Source organism: Pseudomonas sp. TH08 (assembly GCF_016651275.1).
Taxonomy (GTDB): domain Bacteria; phylum Pseudomonadota; class Gammaproteobacteria; order Pseudomonadales; family Pseudomonadaceae; genus Aquipseudomonas.
The window spans coordinates 337,279-353,303 of the sequence record NZ_JAEKEE010000002.1 but is presented as its reverse complement, the minus strand read 5'-3'; the positions used below and the strand labels follow the sequence as shown (position 1 = coordinate 353,303).

The 16,025-nt window shown below is 60.0% G+C and carries 17 protein-coding genes; 8 read left to right on the top strand and 9 right to left on the bottom strand.

Annotation, left to right across the window (positions count from 1 at the left end; translation table 11 throughout):
• The first annotated feature begins 221 nt into the window (after window positions 1–221).
• On the top strand, window positions 222–1,403 hold the full coding sequence (locus JFT91_RS11295) for a CaiB/BaiF CoA transferase family protein (protein ID WP_201232423.1): 1,182 nt from the start codon (window positions 222–224) through the stop codon (window positions 1,401–1,403).
• A gap of 109 nt (window positions 1,404–1,512) precedes the next feature.
• Here the strand turns inward: JFT91_RS11295 and JFT91_RS11290 are convergent, their stop codons facing one another.
• Window positions 1,513–2,007, bottom strand: coding sequence for a SprT family zinc-dependent metalloprotease (locus tag JFT91_RS11290; protein ID WP_201231078.1), 495 nt, complete (start codon window positions 2,005–2,007; stop codon window positions 1,513–1,515).
• 127 nt (window positions 2,008–2,134) lie between these two features.
• On the bottom strand, window positions 2,135–2,737 hold the full coding sequence (locus JFT91_RS11285; RefSeq protein ID WP_201231077.1) for a Yip1 family protein: 603 nt from the start codon (window positions 2,735–2,737) through the stop codon (window positions 2,135–2,137).
• Between the two features lie 463 nt (window positions 2,738–3,200).
• On the opposite strand from JFT91_RS11285, the gene ttcA reads away from it, so the two are divergent.
• Complete coding sequence (gene ttcA, locus JFT91_RS11280) at window positions 3,201–4,025, top strand: tRNA 2-thiocytidine(32) synthetase TtcA (protein WP_201232422.1); 825 nt, start codon at window positions 3,201–3,203, stop codon at window positions 4,023–4,025.
• A gap of 174 nt (window positions 4,026–4,199) precedes the next feature.
• Entirely contained in the window at window positions 4,200–4,874 is a 675-nt protein-coding gene (locus tag JFT91_RS11275) for a DNA-3-methyladenine glycosylase I (protein ID WP_201232421.1), read from the top strand.
• Between the two features lie 94 nt (window positions 4,875–4,968).
• Here the strand turns inward: JFT91_RS11275 and JFT91_RS11270 are convergent, their stop codons facing one another.
• Genes JFT91_RS11270 through arsC form a run of 3 tightly spaced genes read right to left on the bottom strand, consistent with a single transcriptional unit; the run spans window position 4,969 to window position 6,343 of the window.
• The gene (locus JFT91_RS11270; RefSeq protein WP_201231074.1) at window positions 4,969–5,394 is read right to left on the bottom strand and encodes a DUF2069 domain-containing protein; all 426 of its coding nucleotides are present in this window, start codon (window positions 5,392–5,394) and stop codon (window positions 4,969–4,971) included.
• 2 nt (window positions 5,395–5,396) lie between these two features.
• On the bottom strand, window positions 5,397–5,993 hold the full coding sequence (wrbA, locus tag JFT91_RS11265; protein WP_201231073.1) for an NAD(P)H:quinone oxidoreductase: 597 nt from the start codon (window positions 5,991–5,993) through the stop codon (window positions 5,397–5,399).
• Complete coding sequence (gene arsC / locus JFT91_RS11260; RefSeq protein ID WP_201232420.1) at window positions 5,990–6,343, bottom strand: arsenate reductase (glutaredoxin); 354 nt, start codon at window positions 6,341–6,343, stop codon at window positions 5,990–5,992. Before arsC ends, wrbA begins: the two co-directional genes overlap by 4 nt.
• Window positions 6,344–6,456: 113 nt before the next feature.
• Between arsC and JFT91_RS11255 the strand changes: the two genes are divergently transcribed.
• Window positions 6,457–6,924 carry a TlpA disulfide reductase family protein gene (locus tag JFT91_RS11255; protein ID WP_007917494.1) on the top strand — a complete coding sequence of 156 codons (468 nt, stop codon included), beginning with the start codon at window positions 6,457–6,459 and terminating at the stop codon, window positions 6,922–6,924.
• 181 nt (window positions 6,925–7,105) lie between these two features.
• On the opposite strand, the gene JFT91_RS11250 is transcribed toward JFT91_RS11255, so the two are convergent.
• Window positions 7,106–7,510: an META domain-containing protein gene (locus tag JFT91_RS11250; protein ID WP_201232419.1), complete on the bottom strand. Its 405-nt coding sequence runs from the start codon at window positions 7,508–7,510 to the stop codon at window positions 7,106–7,108.
• Entirely contained in the window at window positions 7,510–7,944 is a 435-nt protein-coding gene (locus JFT91_RS11245) for a hypothetical protein (RefSeq protein WP_008079168.1), read from the bottom strand. The genes JFT91_RS11250 and JFT91_RS11245 overlap by 1 nt, the downstream gene beginning before the upstream one ends.
• A gap of 133 nt (window positions 7,945–8,077) precedes the next feature.
• On the opposite strand from JFT91_RS11245, the gene JFT91_RS11240 reads away from it, so the two are divergent.
• Complete coding sequence (locus JFT91_RS11240) at window positions 8,078–8,524, top strand: hypothetical protein (RefSeq protein WP_201231070.1); 447 nt, start codon at window positions 8,078–8,080, stop codon at window positions 8,522–8,524.
• Window positions 8,525–8,536: 12 nt separating this feature from the next.
• Here the strand turns inward: JFT91_RS11240 and JFT91_RS11235 are convergent, their stop codons facing one another.
• On the bottom strand, window positions 8,537–9,526 hold the full coding sequence (locus JFT91_RS11235; protein ID WP_201231069.1) for a 2-hydroxyacid dehydrogenase: 990 nt from the start codon (window positions 9,524–9,526) through the stop codon (window positions 8,537–8,539).
• A gap of 83 nt (window positions 9,527–9,609) precedes the next feature.
• Window positions 9,610–12,363: a response regulator gene (locus tag JFT91_RS11230; protein ID WP_201231068.1), complete on the bottom strand. Its 2,754-nt coding sequence runs from the start codon at window positions 12,361–12,363 to the stop codon at window positions 9,610–9,612.
• Between the two features lie 219 nt (window positions 12,364–12,582).
• Between JFT91_RS11230 and JFT91_RS11225 the strand changes: the two genes are divergently transcribed.
• The 3 genes from JFT91_RS11225 (at window position 12,583) to JFT91_RS11215 (ending at window position 15,968) form a co-directional block, all read left to right on the top strand.
• Window positions 12,583–13,305, top strand: a complete 723-nt coding sequence (locus tag JFT91_RS11225) for a response regulator transcription factor (protein ID WP_201231067.1) — start codon at window positions 12,583–12,585, stop codon at window positions 13,303–13,305.
• Window positions 13,292–14,734, top strand: coding sequence for a sensor histidine kinase (locus JFT91_RS11220; protein ID WP_201232418.1), 1,443 nt, complete (start codon window positions 13,292–13,294; stop codon window positions 14,732–14,734). Before JFT91_RS11225 ends, JFT91_RS11220 begins: the two co-directional genes overlap by 14 nt.
• A 184-nt stretch (window positions 14,735–14,918) precedes the next feature.
• Window positions 14,919–15,968, top strand: a complete 1,050-nt coding sequence (locus JFT91_RS11215; protein WP_201205855.1) for a PDDEXK nuclease domain-containing protein — start codon at window positions 14,919–14,921, stop codon at window positions 15,966–15,968.
• Window positions 15,969–16,025 lie beyond the last annotated feature (57 nt).

The following is a 16,025-nucleotide window of genomic DNA, read 5'->3' as shown; positions in this document are numbered from 1 at the left end:
TAGCGAAACGTCGCACCGCCCCGATGGAGTGCGCAGCAGTCCCCCTCTTTTTAGCTGTAGGAGGGGGCCGCTTCGCGACCCATCGGGGATAAATCCCCTCGCTACAGGGGTTTTTTATTGCCTGCGATTTGAGCGTAACGGTCACACCCGCTGACATATCCGGTGATTGCTGCATCGGCAATGGCTGCCTAGGCTGAGTGCATCGTCCAAGGAGCTTGCCCATGTCTGCACCGCTGGCCTCACTGAAGATTCTCGATTTCTCGACGTTGTTGCCCGGCCCCTTCGCCTCGCTGTTGCTGGCGGACATGGGCGCCGACGTACTGCGTATCGAATCGCCGACGCGCATGGATCTGCTGCGGGTCTTGCCGCCGCATGATGGTGGGGTATCGGCCAGTCATGCGTATCTGAACCGCAATAAACGCAGCCTGGCGCTGGACCTGAAGCAGCCCGAGGCGCTGGACGTGATCAAGCAGTTGCTGGCCGATTACGACATCGTCCTGGAGCAATTTCGCCCCGGTGTGATGGAGCGTCTGGGCCTGGGTTACGAAGCGTTGAAGGCGATCAACCCGAAGCTGATTTACGTATCGATCACCGGTTACGGCCAGACCGGGCCGTACAAGGATCGCGCCGGGCACGACATCAATTACCTGGCGCTGGCCGGGCTCTCCAGCTACACCGGCCGCGCCGACAGCGGGCCGTTGCCGCTGGGCATGCAGGTGGCGGATATCGCCGGCGGCTCGCTGCATGGCGTGATCGGTCTGCTCGCGGCGGTAATTGCCCGACAACAGAGCGGGCAGGGCACGCACCTGGACGTGAGCATGACCGATTGCGCGTTCAGCCTGAATGCCATGGCCGGTGCGGGTTATCTGGCTTGTGGCGTTGAGCCTGAGTGGGAAGATCAGATGCTCAATGGCGGCAGCTTTTACGACTATTACCGTTCGCGGGATGGGCGCTGGATGTCGGTGGGCAGTCTGGAACCGGGGTTCATGCAACAACTGTGTTCGGCACTGGGGCGGCCGGAGTTGGCGGCGCAGGGGTTGTCACCCAGGCCCGAGCAGCAGCAAGCGTTGAAAGAGGCGTTGAAGGTCGAGTTCGAGAAGCATGATTTTACTGAACTGTGCGAGCTATTCGCTGGGATCGATGCGTGTGTCGAGCCGGTGTTGAGTGTCGGTGAGGCCGTGCGCCATCCGCAGTTGCAGGCGCGTGAACTGGTGACGCAGGTGCCGCGTGGGGATGGCACGGCGCAGGCGCAGATGGCCTGTCCATTGAAGTTCTCCGAAACGTTGCCGGCGCCGCGGCATGTTGGCGCGGCGTTGGGGCAGCATACGGATCAGGTGTTGGCGGAGTTGGGATTTAGTGCTGAGCGGATTGCTGAATTGCGTTCAGCCAAGGTCATTCTCTAGCGCCTATACCGGCTCTTTCGCGAGCAGGCTCACTCCCACAGGTGAATGCATTTCAAGGTGGGAGCGAGCCTGCTCGCGAAGAGGTCAGTGTGACCGACACAGATTGTGATCATTCCACCCGCATCTCACCACTGAACACCAACGTGTTGCGGCATCGGCGACACAAGTACCGCCGGCCCTGCCGCACCAAACTATGGCGCTGCGCCGAGAATGGAAAATCACTGTCCACACACGGGCACTTGTAGATATAGCGCGTCACACTGCGGCGCTTGATCGCATAAGTGTGGCAACGATCCGGTGGCAGTTCGTAAACGCCGCGCATGATCAATTGCCACTCTTCGCCATGCGGCTGGATACGGTCGCCAAACAATTGGTGGGCGATCAAGTGCGCGACTTCGTGGGCCACGGTCTGCTTGAGGAAGTGCTCGGTGTTTTCCCGGTACAGCTGCGGATTGAAGCGCAGCAGATTCTCGTGCAGATGCGCGACACCGGCTTTTTGCCCGCGCAGCTTGAGACTGACGACGGGGCGTGGGAAATGACGTTTGAAAAAGGATTCAGCGAGTTGGTAACAGTCTTCGACGCGGGTATTGAGTTGCTCGGGCATGCTTGATGGATCTCCAGAGGCGTCGAGTATGCCGCAACCCTGAGGACTTGCGAATCGCCGAGCTGCCGAATGGTCATCCTGCAAATGACAAGGCCGCCTCGCGGCGGCCTCTGGTTAGTCTGTCGTGTCAGTTCGTATAGACGGGACCAACGCCCAGTCCCCAGACAATCACGGTGAACGCCATGATGGCGACCAGTACCACCAGACCCACCGCCAGTACCGAGCTCGAGAACAGAAAACCTTCATCCGACGGAATATTCATGAAGGTCGGCAGCCCCACATACAACAGGTAAACCGTGTAGCAGATGGCCGCTGTGCCGACGATCATCCCCAGCCACATATGCGGGTACAGCGCCGCCAGCCCACCGACAAACAACGGTGTCGCGGTGTAAGTGGCGAAGGCCACGCAACGGGCCAGGCTCGGGTTGGCGTCGTAAGTGCGGGCCATCCAGTGCACGAAGGCACCCATCACCGCGACACCGCCGAGCATTGCCAGGTACGACATGACGGTCATCCACACAGCGCTTTCAACGGTGAGCATCACCGGCGCGCGGTTGCCGATCACCCAGCCGACCTGCGTGGTTCCGATAAACGCCGAGACAGCGGGGATCGCCGCCAGAATCAGCGTGTGCGTCAGGTACATGTGGCTGATGCTTTCCTCTTGGTCGCCACGGATTTCCTTCCATTCCTGATCGGGGTGGGTAAAAAGTCCCACTACGTGATGGATCATGCCAGTCACTCCTCTTGTTATTGCCATCGCCCCCCAACGGAGCGCCTACGGGCCAACGAGGCCGAGCAAATTCAGGTCTTTAGATGTGTGCGACCTTATGTCGCAGTATAGAAAGGACTTAACCGCACAGGTAATAGGGGCTTAGAGCAAATCGCGCTGTAAACACATGGCTTAATCGCCTTGAGGTCTTGCGGGGAAGGCATTTTTGAGCTTGAAACACTTTTGTGGCGAGGGGATTTATCCCCGTTCGGCTGCGCGGCAGTCGCCAAGCAATACACCGCACAGTGTCAGGCAAACCGAGGTCGCAGGTTTTGGGGCTGCTTCGCAACCCAACGGGGATAAATCCCCTCGCCACAAGGTTTGAGTGAAAATGACTTGAAGGGACAGACCCACGGCCCTTCGCCCCCGCCGGTTTTTTTGCGTAAAATGCCGGCCTTTCGTCACACCTCACGGATTTCGCGTCATGGGCACTCTTACGGTCAACCAGAACAAACTGCAAAAGCGTCTGCGCCGTCAGGCCGGCGAAGCGGTTGCTGACTTCAACATGATTGAAGACGGCGACAAGGTCATGGTCTGCCTGTCCGGGGGCAAGGACAGCTACACCATGCTTGATGTGCTGCTGCACCTGCAGAAGGTTGCGCCGATCAAGTTCGAGATCGTCGCGGTGAACATGGACCAGAAACAGCCGGGCTTTCCCGAGCACGTGCTGCCGGCCTATCTGAAAGAGTTGGGTGTCGAGTACCACATCGTCGAGAAAGACACGTACTCGGTGGTCAAGGAACTGATCCCGGAAGGCAAGACCACGTGCTCGCTGTGCTCGCGCCTGCGTCGCGGCACGCTGTACACCTTCGCCGACGAAATCGGCGCGACCAAAATGGCCCTCGGTCATCACCGTGACGACATCGTCGAGACGTTTTTCCTCAACATGTTCTTCAACGGCAGCCTCAAGGCGATGCCACCGAAGCTGCGCGCCGATGACGGCCGCAACGTGGTGATCCGCCCGCTGGCCTACTGCAACGAGAAAGACATTCAGGCCTATTCGGACTTGAAGGCATTCCCGATCATCCCGTGCAACCTCTGCGGTTCGCAGGAAAACCTGCAGCGTCAGGTGGTCAAGGAAATGCTTCTGGACTGGGAACGCAAGACGCCCGGTCGAACTGAAAGCATCTTCCGCAGTCTGCAGAACGTGATCCCGTCGCAACTGGCCGACCGCAACCTGTTCGACTTCACCAGCCTGAAGATCGACGAGACGGCGGCTTCGCGCTTCGTCAACGTGGTCAACCTCTAATCAAAGCTGTGGGAGTGGCCTGTGGTGAGGGGATTTAGCGAAACGTCGCACCGCCCCGTTGGGCTGCGCAGCAGCCCCAGTCTATTCTGGGAGCGCTTCGCGCTCCAACGGGGATGAATCCCCTCGCCACAGGGCCCGACATCAGTTTTTTTATTCAATTAACCAGGAGAGGGCATGCGCGATTACAAGTGGCTGCACGAATACTGTCTGAACCGCTTCGGTTCGGCAGCTGAACTGGAAGCCCATCTGCCCGTTCCCAAGACCCCGGCGCAACTGCGCAAAATCAGCGACGACCGCTACCTTTCGACCATGGCCCTGCGGGTGTTCCGTGCCGGGCTCAAGCACAGTCTGGTCGACGCCAAGTGGCCGGCTTTCGAAGAAGTGTTCTTCAAGTTCGACCCGGAAAAAGTCGTGCTGATGAGTGCCGAACACCTTGAACGCCTGATGCAGGACGCGCGAATTATCCGCCACCTGGGCAAGCTCAAAAGCGTGCCACGCAATGCGCAGTTCATTCTCGATGTCGAGAAAGACAAGGGCAGTTTCGGCGCGCTGATCGCTGACTGGCCGGTGACGGATATCGTCGGTCTGTGGACGTACCTGAAAAAGCACGGCCATCAACTGGGCGGGCTGTCGGCGCCACGGTTTTTGCGCATGGTCGGCAAGGATACGTTCGTGCCGAGCTACGACGTGGTCGCGGCGCTGAATGCGCAGAAGATCGTCGACAAGGTGCCGACCAGTCAGCGCGATCTGGCGATGGTGCAGGACGTGTTCAATCAATGGCACGAACAGAGTGGCGGGCGAGCGATGAGCCAGATTTCGATGATGCTCGCGTATACCGTCAACCATTGAGACCGAGTCGGCCCAATCGCGAGCAGGCTCACTCCTACAGGGGGTGTGAACACCTATCCCTTGTAGGAGTGAGCCTGCTCGCGATGGCGGAGTGTCAGGTGACGCTGATCTCGCCTTCACCCGCCAGTTTGCGATTCAACTGATACCGCCAGCGCACATACAGCAGCGCCGAGCAGAACACCGCCAGGCTCGCTGCCATCTCCAGCACACCAAACAGCTGCCGGTTCGGGTCGTACGCCGCCAGTGCGCCTTTGATGAAATACAGATTCACCACAAAGCACATCCACGAGTGAGCCCGCGCGCTCCCCATGATCATCGCTGGCGCAAGGACGATCCACGGGATCAACTCGACCAGCAGAATCACCCAGGGCCGCGCGCCATGCAGGTCAGCGAACACCAGGTAATAAGCGGCGAGTAATCCGGCCAGAGCGAAAAAGCTCAGCAGACTGATCACCCGCATGGCCTTCACGCGCGGCTCCAGCCATGCGACCGAGGGCAGGATTTTCGGCTTCTTCGCCACCGTCAGCCCTCCAGTTTCTGCGCAGTCTTGGCCAGACGCAGACCGAGCGCGCGACACAACGCCACTTCGTGCTGATCGAGGCCACTTTTGCCGTCCGCCCCCGCGTGGTGGCTGGCGCCATAAGGCGTGCCACCCCCCTGGGTTTCGAGCAATGCCGATTCGCTGTAAGGCAGGCCGGTGATCAGCATGCCGTGGTGCAGCAGCGGCAGCATCATCGACAGCAGGGTGGTCTCCTGGCCGCCATGCAGGCTGGCGGTAGAAGTGAACACGCCGGCCGGCTTGCCGACCAGTGCGCCGGTCAGCCACAGGTTGCTGGTGCCATCGAGAAAGTACTTCAGTGGCGCGGCCATGTTGCCGAAACGCGTCGGACTGCCGAGGGCCAGACCGGCGCAATTCTTCAGGTCATCGAGGGTCGCGTAGAGCGCGCCTTCATCCGGGATCTGCGGCGCGACTGCTTCGCACTCGGTGGAGATCGCCGGCACGGTGCGCAGGCGGGCTTCGAGGCCGGCCTGTTCGACACCACGGGCAATCTGTCGGGCCATCTCGTTGGTCGAGCCGTTGCGGCTGTAATACAGCACCAGAATGTACGGCGCGCTCACGGCAACAACTCCAGAATGTTTTCCGGTGGACGGCCGATGATGGCTTTGTCGCCGACTTCAAGAATCGGCCGCTCCATCAGCTTTGGATGTTCGGCGATGGCAGCGATCAATTGCGCTTCGCTGAGGCTTTCGTCAGCGAGCTGAAGCATTTTGTATTCATCTTCCCCAGTGCGCAGCAGTTGCCGTGCGCTGATCTCCAGCTTGCCGAGCAGGGCCTTGATTTGCGCCGCGTTCAGCGGGGTTTCGAGGTAGCGCACGACGTTTGGCGTCAAGCCGCGAGCTTCAAGAAGTTCCAGCGCGCCGCGGGATTTCGAGCAGCGCGGATTGTGATAAAGCGTCAGATCGGTCATGGCGGGTCGCTTCTGGCGTAAAGTGGCGGCTATTCTAACTGTGCAGCGCACAATCCAGAACCGTCAGAGGCGATGGGTCGCAGGCGCCTTCAAATTTTCACAAGGAACACGACATGACACGGCGATTGGCAGCGGCATTGACGATAATCGGGGCGTTGATGCTGGGGGGCTGCGGCAATGATTACGGTATCGACCAGAACGGTCAGAAAGTCGCCTCCGAGCGTTTGGACAAACAATGGGTCGTACTCAATTACTGGGCCGAATGGTGTGGTCCGTGCCGCACGGAAATTCCCGAGCTCAACCATTTGGCTGACGAACTCAAGAGCAAGAATGTCGGGGTATTCGGGGTCAACTTCGACAATGTGCAGGGTGTCGAGTTGAAGGACGCCAGCGAGAAGCTCGGCATCAAGTTCACCGTGCTGGCGCAGGATCCGGCGGAACTGTTCGAGCTGCCGCGCAGTGAAGCCTTGCCGGTGACGTACATCATCGACAACAAGGGCAAAGTGCGTGAACAGTTGATGGGTGAGCAGACGGCGGCGGGAGTGATGGCCAAACTCGAAGCGTTGCAGGCGACCAAGTGAGCCCGCCGAGTTTTTTGTGGTGAAGGAGCTTGATGTGGCGAGGGGATTTATCCCCGTTGGGCTGCGTAGCAGCCCTGAAACCTGAGCTTGCCGTTTGCCTGACACTCAGCGGGGGCCGCTTCGCGACCCAACGGGGATAAATCCCCTCGCCACAAATACACCTCAGCGCATTGAAGAGGACTTAACCCTCTTCCAGCCACCACCGCAACGGCTTGCCTTCCGCCGGCCAGAACCGCATCTGCTCGATCGGCGAAATGTCCCAGCGCTCGACATGTTCCAGCGCCTGCAGGAAGCGTTGCTCCTGCTCCATCAACGCCGGTGCGCAGAGTTTGCGGGTCTTGCCGATCTTGCCGAAGCTGATCTTGTCGCCGTCCAGCGTGTACGGCGCAAACCAATGGTTGCAGCCGCCGTTGCCGTAAGCGCGGCCGTCATCGCCGAGGGTGACGGTCAGGTGGCTGTAATCCATCAATGGCCGCTCGCCGATCCACTCCAGAATGTAGCTGCGGTTCTGTTGCAGTTGCACAGGCTCCGCGGCGCAGCCTACAAGGCCGGCACCGACCAGAGCGGTCAGGGCAAGGCGTTTCATCACGCAGGCTCCTGGCATTTCGGGCACAGGTGCTTGTCGCCAACGGCTTTCCAGCCCAGCTCGGCGATGCGGGCGGTAGCTGCCGGTTTTTCAGCGGTTTTACCCAGCTTGGCGTCGACGGCAAATTCAAAGCTCAGCTCTTTGGCGCAGCTGTCGCAGTTGACCTGCCAGGTGTGGATCGCCAATTCGCCGAATACCGGGCCAGTGGTCATTGCGGTCCATTGACCCGGCGGATTGATCAGGTGGCGGACGGTTTCGACGGTCAGGCGCATGGACAAATCCTTGCTGCCTTTGAGCGTGACCAACAGCGCGTCACCGATGCGAATCGAGCCACCGTTGCCGGTCACTTGATAGCGGCCCGGAACCAGGGCGCGGCATTCGGTGAGGGTGTGTTGCGGGTTCATCAGGTTGTAGCGGAAATCGTGTTCGACCATGGGTCCTCCAAATATGCGCGACATGCTAGCACGGGCCCGGTTGCAGAATGATGTGCGCGTGCGACCTTCGATCAGGTTCAAATCGACTCGGCCCCATGGCAAACTGCCGCCCTCGACTCTGAAGGAACGGAACATGGCGCTGATCGAATGTTATGAATGCAAGCGCAGCATCAGTTCGCAAGCCGCCGCGTGCATTCACTGCGGCGCTCCGATGGCGCAGCAGGCAGCTCACGCTCACGCGCAGACTGTAGCGGCGCCTGCACGGGCATCGACGATTTCGTTCGGCAGCCTGCCGCGCAACAAGGCAGTACCGGAAGCGGTTGTGCCGCCAGCGTCGCCACCGTTGCCGAGCGCCATGTCCGCCACGGCGCAACCTCGACGTCAGCAGCAAGTCGGGCAAGGGGTTGAACTGCACATTAATGAAGACGGCAGCCGTCCCGTGGAAGGCTGGCTGAAAATCATGGTGTTCCTGCTGCCGATGGTGTTCGTCTGGTTCCTGCTGCGCCGCGGGCACTCGATGAAACAGCGTCTTTTCGGTTTTGGCTGGCTGGCGCTGTTGATTCTGGCGGCCTCGCTGTAAGCCGCTGACGCCTTACCCCTCGACCTGGTTTTGCGGCGTACCGGCCGCCCAGGTCGCAATGTTGTGCAAGGTGGTGGCGGCAATTGCGCCGAGCGCTTCATGCGTCAGAAAGGCTTGATGCGCGGTGATGATCACGTTCGGGAAGGTCAGCAAGCGCGCCAGCACATCGTCCTGCAAAGGCAGGTCGGAGCGGTCCTCGAAAAACAGTTGGGCTTCTTCCTCATACACATCCAGACCCAGATAGCCGAGTTGACCTTCTTTCAACGCGTCGATCAGTGCCGGCGTGTCCACCAGGCCACCCCGTCCGGTGTTGATCAGCATGGCGCCCGCTTGCATATGTGCCAGTGAGTCGCGGTTGATCAGGTGTTTGCTCTGCTCGTTGAGCGGGCAGTGCAGACTGATGATCCGTGATTGCGCGAGCAGCTCCGGCAGGCTCAGGTAACGCGCGCCCAAGGCCAGAACATCCGGGTTTGGATACGGATCGTAAGCCAGTAACTCACAACCGAAGCCGTGCATGATCTTCGCAAACGTCGCGCCGATCTGCCCGGTGCCGACAATGCCGACGGTTTTGCCGACCAGATCGAAACCGGTCAGGCCATGCAGGCTGAAATCGCCTTCGCGGGTGCGGTTATAGGCGCGGTGCAGGCGACGGTTCAAGGCAAGGATCAACGCCACCGCGTGTTCGGCCACTGCGTGCGGCGAATAGGCCGGAACGCGGACGACGGCCATTCCCAGGCGTTTGGCGGCAATCAGGTCAACGTGGTTGTAGCCCGCCGAGCGCAGGGCAATCAAACGTGTGCCGCCAGCGGCCAGGCGTTCCAGTACCGCCGCGCTGAGATCGTCATTGATGAATGCGCAGACGACCTCGTGCCCGTCGGCCAATGCGGCGGTGTCGAGGCTGAGGCGGGCCGCTTGAAAGTGCAGTTCGATATCGGCCGGGCCGTCGGCAGCGAGGAAGCTGTCGCGGTCGTAGGTCTGGCTGCTGAAAACGATCGTGCGCATGAAACCCTCCTGGAACATCGACGCGGGCTGAAATCACCCGCGACAACTTTAGCGCCCTTGAGCGGAAGCAGTATTGCCGTGGATCAGGCGCTGATCCGTGCCTGTGTGGCGAGACGATTGATCGAGCGTTCGAGCTCGTCCAGTGCTGCCGCCGCTTTGGGGTCGTCCTGCTTGAGCAGGGTCTCACTGCGTTGGCAGATCGCGCGCAATTGCGGTACGCCGCAGTAACGCGTGGCGCCGTGCAGACGATGCACCCGCTCAAGCAGTGCATTCTGATCGTGATTGTCGCGCGCGCTGCGAATGGCTTCGCGGTCGGCTTCCAGCGACGCCAGCAGCATTGCCAGCATGTCCGCCGCCAGATCAGCCTTGCCCGCGGCCAGGCGCAAGCCTTCCTCATGATCAAGTACCGGCAGTTCGTTATTGCCGGCCGCACTTTCGCTGGTTCGCTCCGGCCCTTGATTGCGCAGGGCCAGGCCGGTCCACTTGAGCACGACCTGCGCCAATTGCCGTTCGCTGATCGGCTTGGTCAGGTAATCGTCCATGCCGCTTTGCAGTAGCGCACGTTTTTCGTTGGCCATGGCGTGGGCGGTGAGGGCGACGATCGGCAGTGGTGTGCAATGCCGTTCGCCTTCCCATTGGCGGATGGTTTCGGTGCTCTGGCGGCCGTCCATGCCCGGCATCTGCACATCCATCAGCACCAGATCGAAGGATTCGCTCTGCACCGCTTTGACCGCTGCATAACCGCTCTCGACGGCAAGTACCTTGGCGCCCATGTCTTCGAGCAGGGTCTGCACCAGCAACAGGTTGGCCGGGTTGTCATCGACGCACAACACACGCGGCGCGCGACTCGACAGCGGCTCACCCGGTTCAGTGCGCGGCTGACGCGGGTTGACCAGATCGGCCAGCGCGCGACGCAATTTGCGCGTGCAGGCCGGTTTGGCCTGCAGCTGACTGTGCGGGTTGGGCACCGACAGATGAAACAGCGTCTGCTCGGTGGTCGGACACAGCACCAGCACTTTGCAGCCGAGGTGTTCGAGGTCCCAGATGTGCTGGTTCAAACGCTCCGGGAGCATGTCGTTGCTGGTGATGCCGATGACCGCCAGATCAATCGCCTGATCGGTCTGATGAGCGCCAGTGACACCGTTACTCAGGCTTTCCAGAGTGTTGAACGGCGTGACGTCGAGGCCACAGTCTTCCAGTTGATGCTGCAGAGCCTGGCGCGCCAGTTCATGGTTTTCCAGCACTGCCACGCGGCGACCGAGCAATGGCGCAGCCGGCAGGTCCTCGGCGTCGTCGCGGGCTTTCGGCAGGCTCAGGCTGATCCAGAATTCCGAGCCTTCGCCCGGCGTACTGTCGACACCGATTTCACCGCCCATCTGTTCGATCAGCCGCTTGGAAATCACCAGTCCCAACCCGGTACCACCGGGCTGGCGCGACAGCGAGTTGTCGGCCTGGCTGAAAGCCTGGAACAGCGCGCGCACATCCTGACTCGACAGCCCGATGCCGGTGTCCTGAATGCTGATGCGCAACTGCACGCTGTCGTCGTTTTCTTCTTCGAGCATGGCGCGGGCGACGATGGTGCCTTCGCGGGTGAACTTGATCGCGTTGCTGACCAGATTGGTGAGGATCTGCTTCAGGCGCAGCGGGTCACCCACCAGCGACAGCGGCGTGTCGCGGTACACCAGGCTGACCAGTTCAAGCTGCTTGGCGTGCGCGGCAGGGGCGAGAATGGTCAGGGTGTCTTGAAGTAAATCGCGCAGGTTGAACGGAATGTGGTCGAGCACCAGTTTGCCGGCCTCGATCTTCGAGAAGTCGAGAATCTCGTTGATGATGCCTAGCAGGCTGTCGGCGGATTTTTCGATAGTGCCCAGGTAGTCGAGCTGGCGCGGGGTCAGCTCGCTTTTCTGCAATAAGTGCGTGAAGCCGAGAATACCGTTTAGCGGCGTGCGGATCTCGTGGCTCATGTTGGCGAGGAATTCGGATTTGATCCGGCTGGCCTCCAGCGCTTCTTTGCGCGCCAGATCGAGCTCGATGTTCTGGATTTCAATGGTTTCGAGGTTCTGGCGCACATCCTCGGTGGCCTGATCGACGCTGTGCTGGAGTTCTTCGCGGGCGTTTTGCAGGGTGCCGGCCATGCGGTTGATGCCCGACGCCAGTTCATCCAGCTCCTGACTGCCGAGCGGCGGCAAACGCGTTTCGAGGTGGCCGTCCTTGAGTTGCGCGACGGCTTGTTTGATCTGGCTCAGCGGACGGTTGATCGTCCGGCCCATGCGCAACGCGAGCAGTGCCGCGCCGGCCAGTCCGGCGGCAATCAGCAACAGGCTGGCAAACAGGCTGCGATAGCCGCGCAGCAACATGCCGTTGTGTGACAGCTCCAGTTCGACCCAGCCGAGCAGGCGCTCGGACTCTTGCGGAATCAGTTCGCCGGCAAGGTTGCGGTGCTTGCCGAACACCGGCATCAAGTAGCGCGTCGCGTCATTACCACTGCGCCGTTGCAGTTGGGCGCTGTCGCCGCTCGGAGCCTGATTGAGCATGGTCGGCCCGGCGTGGGCCAGCGGCGAGCGATCCGGCGCAAGGAACGTGACCGCACGCACGTCCGGTTGTTCGAGAGATTGAGTGGCGATGCGTTCGAGCAGGTCACTGTTGCCATGACCCATGGCGGGCGCCACCAGCGGCGCCAGTTGCTCGGCGATCATTTCGCCTCGCTGCATCAATTGGGTCTGCAAGTCGGACTGCTGCATCCAGGTGAAATAGCCACCCAGTACCAGCGCCATCAGGCTGGTTGGCAACAAGGTCAGCAATAACACGCGACCTTTGATTCCCAGTTTCTTGAGCACACCTGTCTCCTGCATCCCGCTGATCTGTTGACTCAAGCGTGCATCCGGCACGCGACATTGGCGCAGTGTAGCGATTTGCTCGCGGGCAATCTCCGGAAAAATAGTGTCGCCGTCGGTCTGCGCGAAGGTTGGCGTTTGTCCGGGCGGTCAACCTTGGGTTGCCCGATGCCCGGCAATCTTGAATAATCGCGCCCAACTGAGAATTACTTGCAGATACTCATGACTCCTGTTTCCGTTGGCCAGCCACGCATTCTTTCCATCGAAGACGATCCGGTGCTCGGTGCCTATGTTCACGAGCATCTGGGCCGCAGCGGCTTTCAGGTGACCTGGTGCCAGAACGGTCAGGAAGGTCTGAGTATCGCCAGGCGCCAGCCGTTCGACGTGGTGCTGATGGATATTCTGTTGCCGGGTATGGACGGCTTGAACGTGCTGACCCAGTTGCGCCAGAGCCATTCGACGCCGGTGCTGCTGATGTCGGCCCTTGGCGCCGAAGCCGACCGCATCAGTGGTTTCCGCTTGGGCGCCGATGATTATCTGCCCAAACCCTTCAGCATGGCCGAGCTGCATGTGCGCATCGAAGCCATCCTGCGTCGGGTCGCCCTTGATCGTCGCCCGGCCGCGCTCGCGCCATCGGTGCCGGTGGGCGCGCTGCGTTTCGACGAAGAACACTGCGATGTGTTCTACCGCGAGCAAGCGGCCGGTCTGACCCGCAGCGAATACCGCCTGCTGGAAACCCTCAACCGCAATGATGAAGAAGTCTTGAGCAAGGCCTTCCTTTATCAGCACGTGTTGCAGCGTGGCTACGCCGCCCACGATCGCAGCCTCGACATGCACATCAGCCAGATCCGTCGCAAACTCAAAGCCGTCGGTTATACCGAGCGCGAAGTGCGCACGGTGTGGGGCAAGGGTTATGTATTGAGCGCCGCCGATGAAGCTGTCTGAGCTGCCGGGTCGGCATTCGCTGTTCTGGAAACTGGCCTGCCTGCTGGTCGCATTCTGTCTGCTGATGATCTGGCTGAGCTGGTCGTGGGGCCGCTATATGGAGGAGCGCAATCAGTTTCTCTCCGACGAGGCGCGCGGCACGCTGAGCCGTTATGCCAGCGAAGCCGAGCGCGCCTGGCAGCGCGCCGAGCGTGACGGGGTCGACAGCTGGTTGCAGAGCATGGAGTTGCGCGAGGCTGGTTGGGTCGGCGTGATCAGCGGTAATTTGCAGTCGCTGAGCAGTGCGCCGTTGAACGAGGAGGAAGTTCAGCACATGACTTTTCTGCGCGGCCTCGACTGGCCGATTCACAAGCAAGGGCGGCCGTGGCTGCGCATTCCTTTCCCCAACGATCCATCCGCCGGCAGTCTGGTGATCGAGCTGCCCGAGCGTTTTTTGCCGGGCAAATACAGGCTGTTCTGGCGAGTGGTCACCAATGGCGTGATTCCGGGGCTGTTCACCTTGTTGCTGTGTGTCGGGCTGTATCGCTTGCTGGTGGTGCCACTGAATAACCTGCGTGAGCAGGCCAATGCCTGGCGCGCCGATCAATTGAATGTGCGTCTGTCGAGCGGCATGACCCAGCGCCCGGATGAACTGGGTGAATTGGCCAGAGCGTTTGATTCCATGTCCGAGCGCCTGCAATCCACGGTCGGCCTGCAACAGCAACTGCTGCGAGATCTTTCCCACGAATTGCGTACGCCGCTGAGCCGCCTGCGCGTGGCCAGCGAAAGTGAACAAGGCCTGCCGCAGTTGCGCGAACGCATCGGTCGTGAGGTCGATGGCATGCAGCGATTGGTTGAAGACACCCTGCAATTGGCTTGGCTGGACACGGACCGCACGCCATTGCCGGAGGAGGCGATTCAGATTCAGGCACTGTGGGAAATGCTCACGGATAACGCATGTTATGAAAGCGGCTGGCCGAGTCTGCAATTGCAATGTTCGGTAGAGGCTTCGTGCTGGGTGCGCGGCAATCTGAATACATTGGCGCAGGCGCTGGAGAACATTTTGCGTAATGCGATTCGGCATTCGCCGGCGGGCGGGATTGTGCGGCTCGATGGACGACGCGAGGGCGATTACTGGCATTTGTGGCTCGAAGATCAGGGCGGCGGAGTGGCTGACGGGGATCTGGAGCGGATCTTTTCACCGTTTACCCGACTCGACGGTTCGCGACCGGGGGATGGCGGGTTCGGGTTGGGCTTGAGCATTGCGAGGAATGCGGTGCAGCGCCAGGGTGGACGTCTTTGGGCGCAGAACAGCGGGGCCGGGTTGCGACTGAATTTGCGGTTGGTGGCTGATGATGGCGTTGCACCGACAGGACCGATCGCGAGCAGGCTCACTCCTACAGATTCCAGCGTCGTTTCCCAAGCCCTCGTTCAATCTCAACCTGTGTAGGAACTGCGGCACCCTGTAAGAGCGAGCTTGCTCGCGATGTAGTCCGTTGGTGGAGGCCAATCCTGCGAGTATGCAGGAGCGCACGCTTTCTTTTGTACGACATTTCCCAAGCTGCATCAGCGGTCATTTTTAGTGTTCTGAACGGTTTAGGCTCGTGCCTCACCTGATCCTCAAGGAATTGCACATGACTGTATCCAGCCTTACTGGCAGCCCGGATGGCGAACGCTTCAACGAAGTGCTCGCACTGATTCATAGTTCCAGACATAAGGCCATGCAAGCGGTCAATACACAGCTGATTGAGCTTTATTGGCAGGTAGGCGCGCATATCAGTCGCAAGATTGAGCGGGCGGAGTGGGGGGATTCAGTGGTTGGTCAATTGGCTGATCATTTGGCTCAGACAAACCCTGGGTTGCGTGGTTTTACCCGGTCGAATCTATTTCGCATGCGCCAGTTTTATGAAATTTATCGCTGCGAGGAGAAAGTCGCTCCACTGGCGCGACAATTATCCTGGTCGCATAACGTGATCATTTTCGGACAAAGCAAGCGCCCGGAAGAGCGGGAGTTCTACCTGAAAATGGCTGTTCAGGAAAAATGGTCGAAGCGTGAACTGGAACGCCAATTCAAGGCTGCCCTGTTCGAACGAAGTGTCGCCGATCCGGCAAAGGCATCGGCTGCTTTAAAGCAGGTTCACCCTGCAGCACTGGGGATATTCCGCGATTCCTACATGGTCGAGTTTCTCGACTTGCCTGGCGACCATGCCGAAACCGATCTGCACCAAGGATTGCTTGGTCGACTCAAGGAGTTTTTGATCGAGCTCGGTCGCGACTTCTGCTTTGTCGGCTCTCAATATCCACTGCAAGTTGGCAGTCGGGATTTCGCGCTCGATTTGCTCTTCTTTCACCGTGGGCTCAACTGTCTTGTGGCCATTGAGCTCAAGGTCGGACGTTTTGAGCCAGAGTACATGGGCAAGCTGGACTTTTATCTGGAAGCTCTGGATCGCAGTGAGCGCAAACCCCACGAAAATCCGGCCATCGGCGTATTGCTGTGCGCAAGCAAAGAAGACGAGGTCGTCGAGTACTCCCTGAATCGCAGCCTTTCGCCTGCATTAATAGCTGAGTACCAGACCCGACTGCCAGACAAGCAACTCCTGCAAGCCAAGTTGCATGAGTTCTACGCCTTGAATGTTTCGCAAGCGGAAAGCACCGAGCCAGCCGCTTATTCCCATAAACCATAAGCACCGCACTTTGCGTGATATGGCCTGCGCGGGTTTGCCGGTATGATAGGCGCCCCC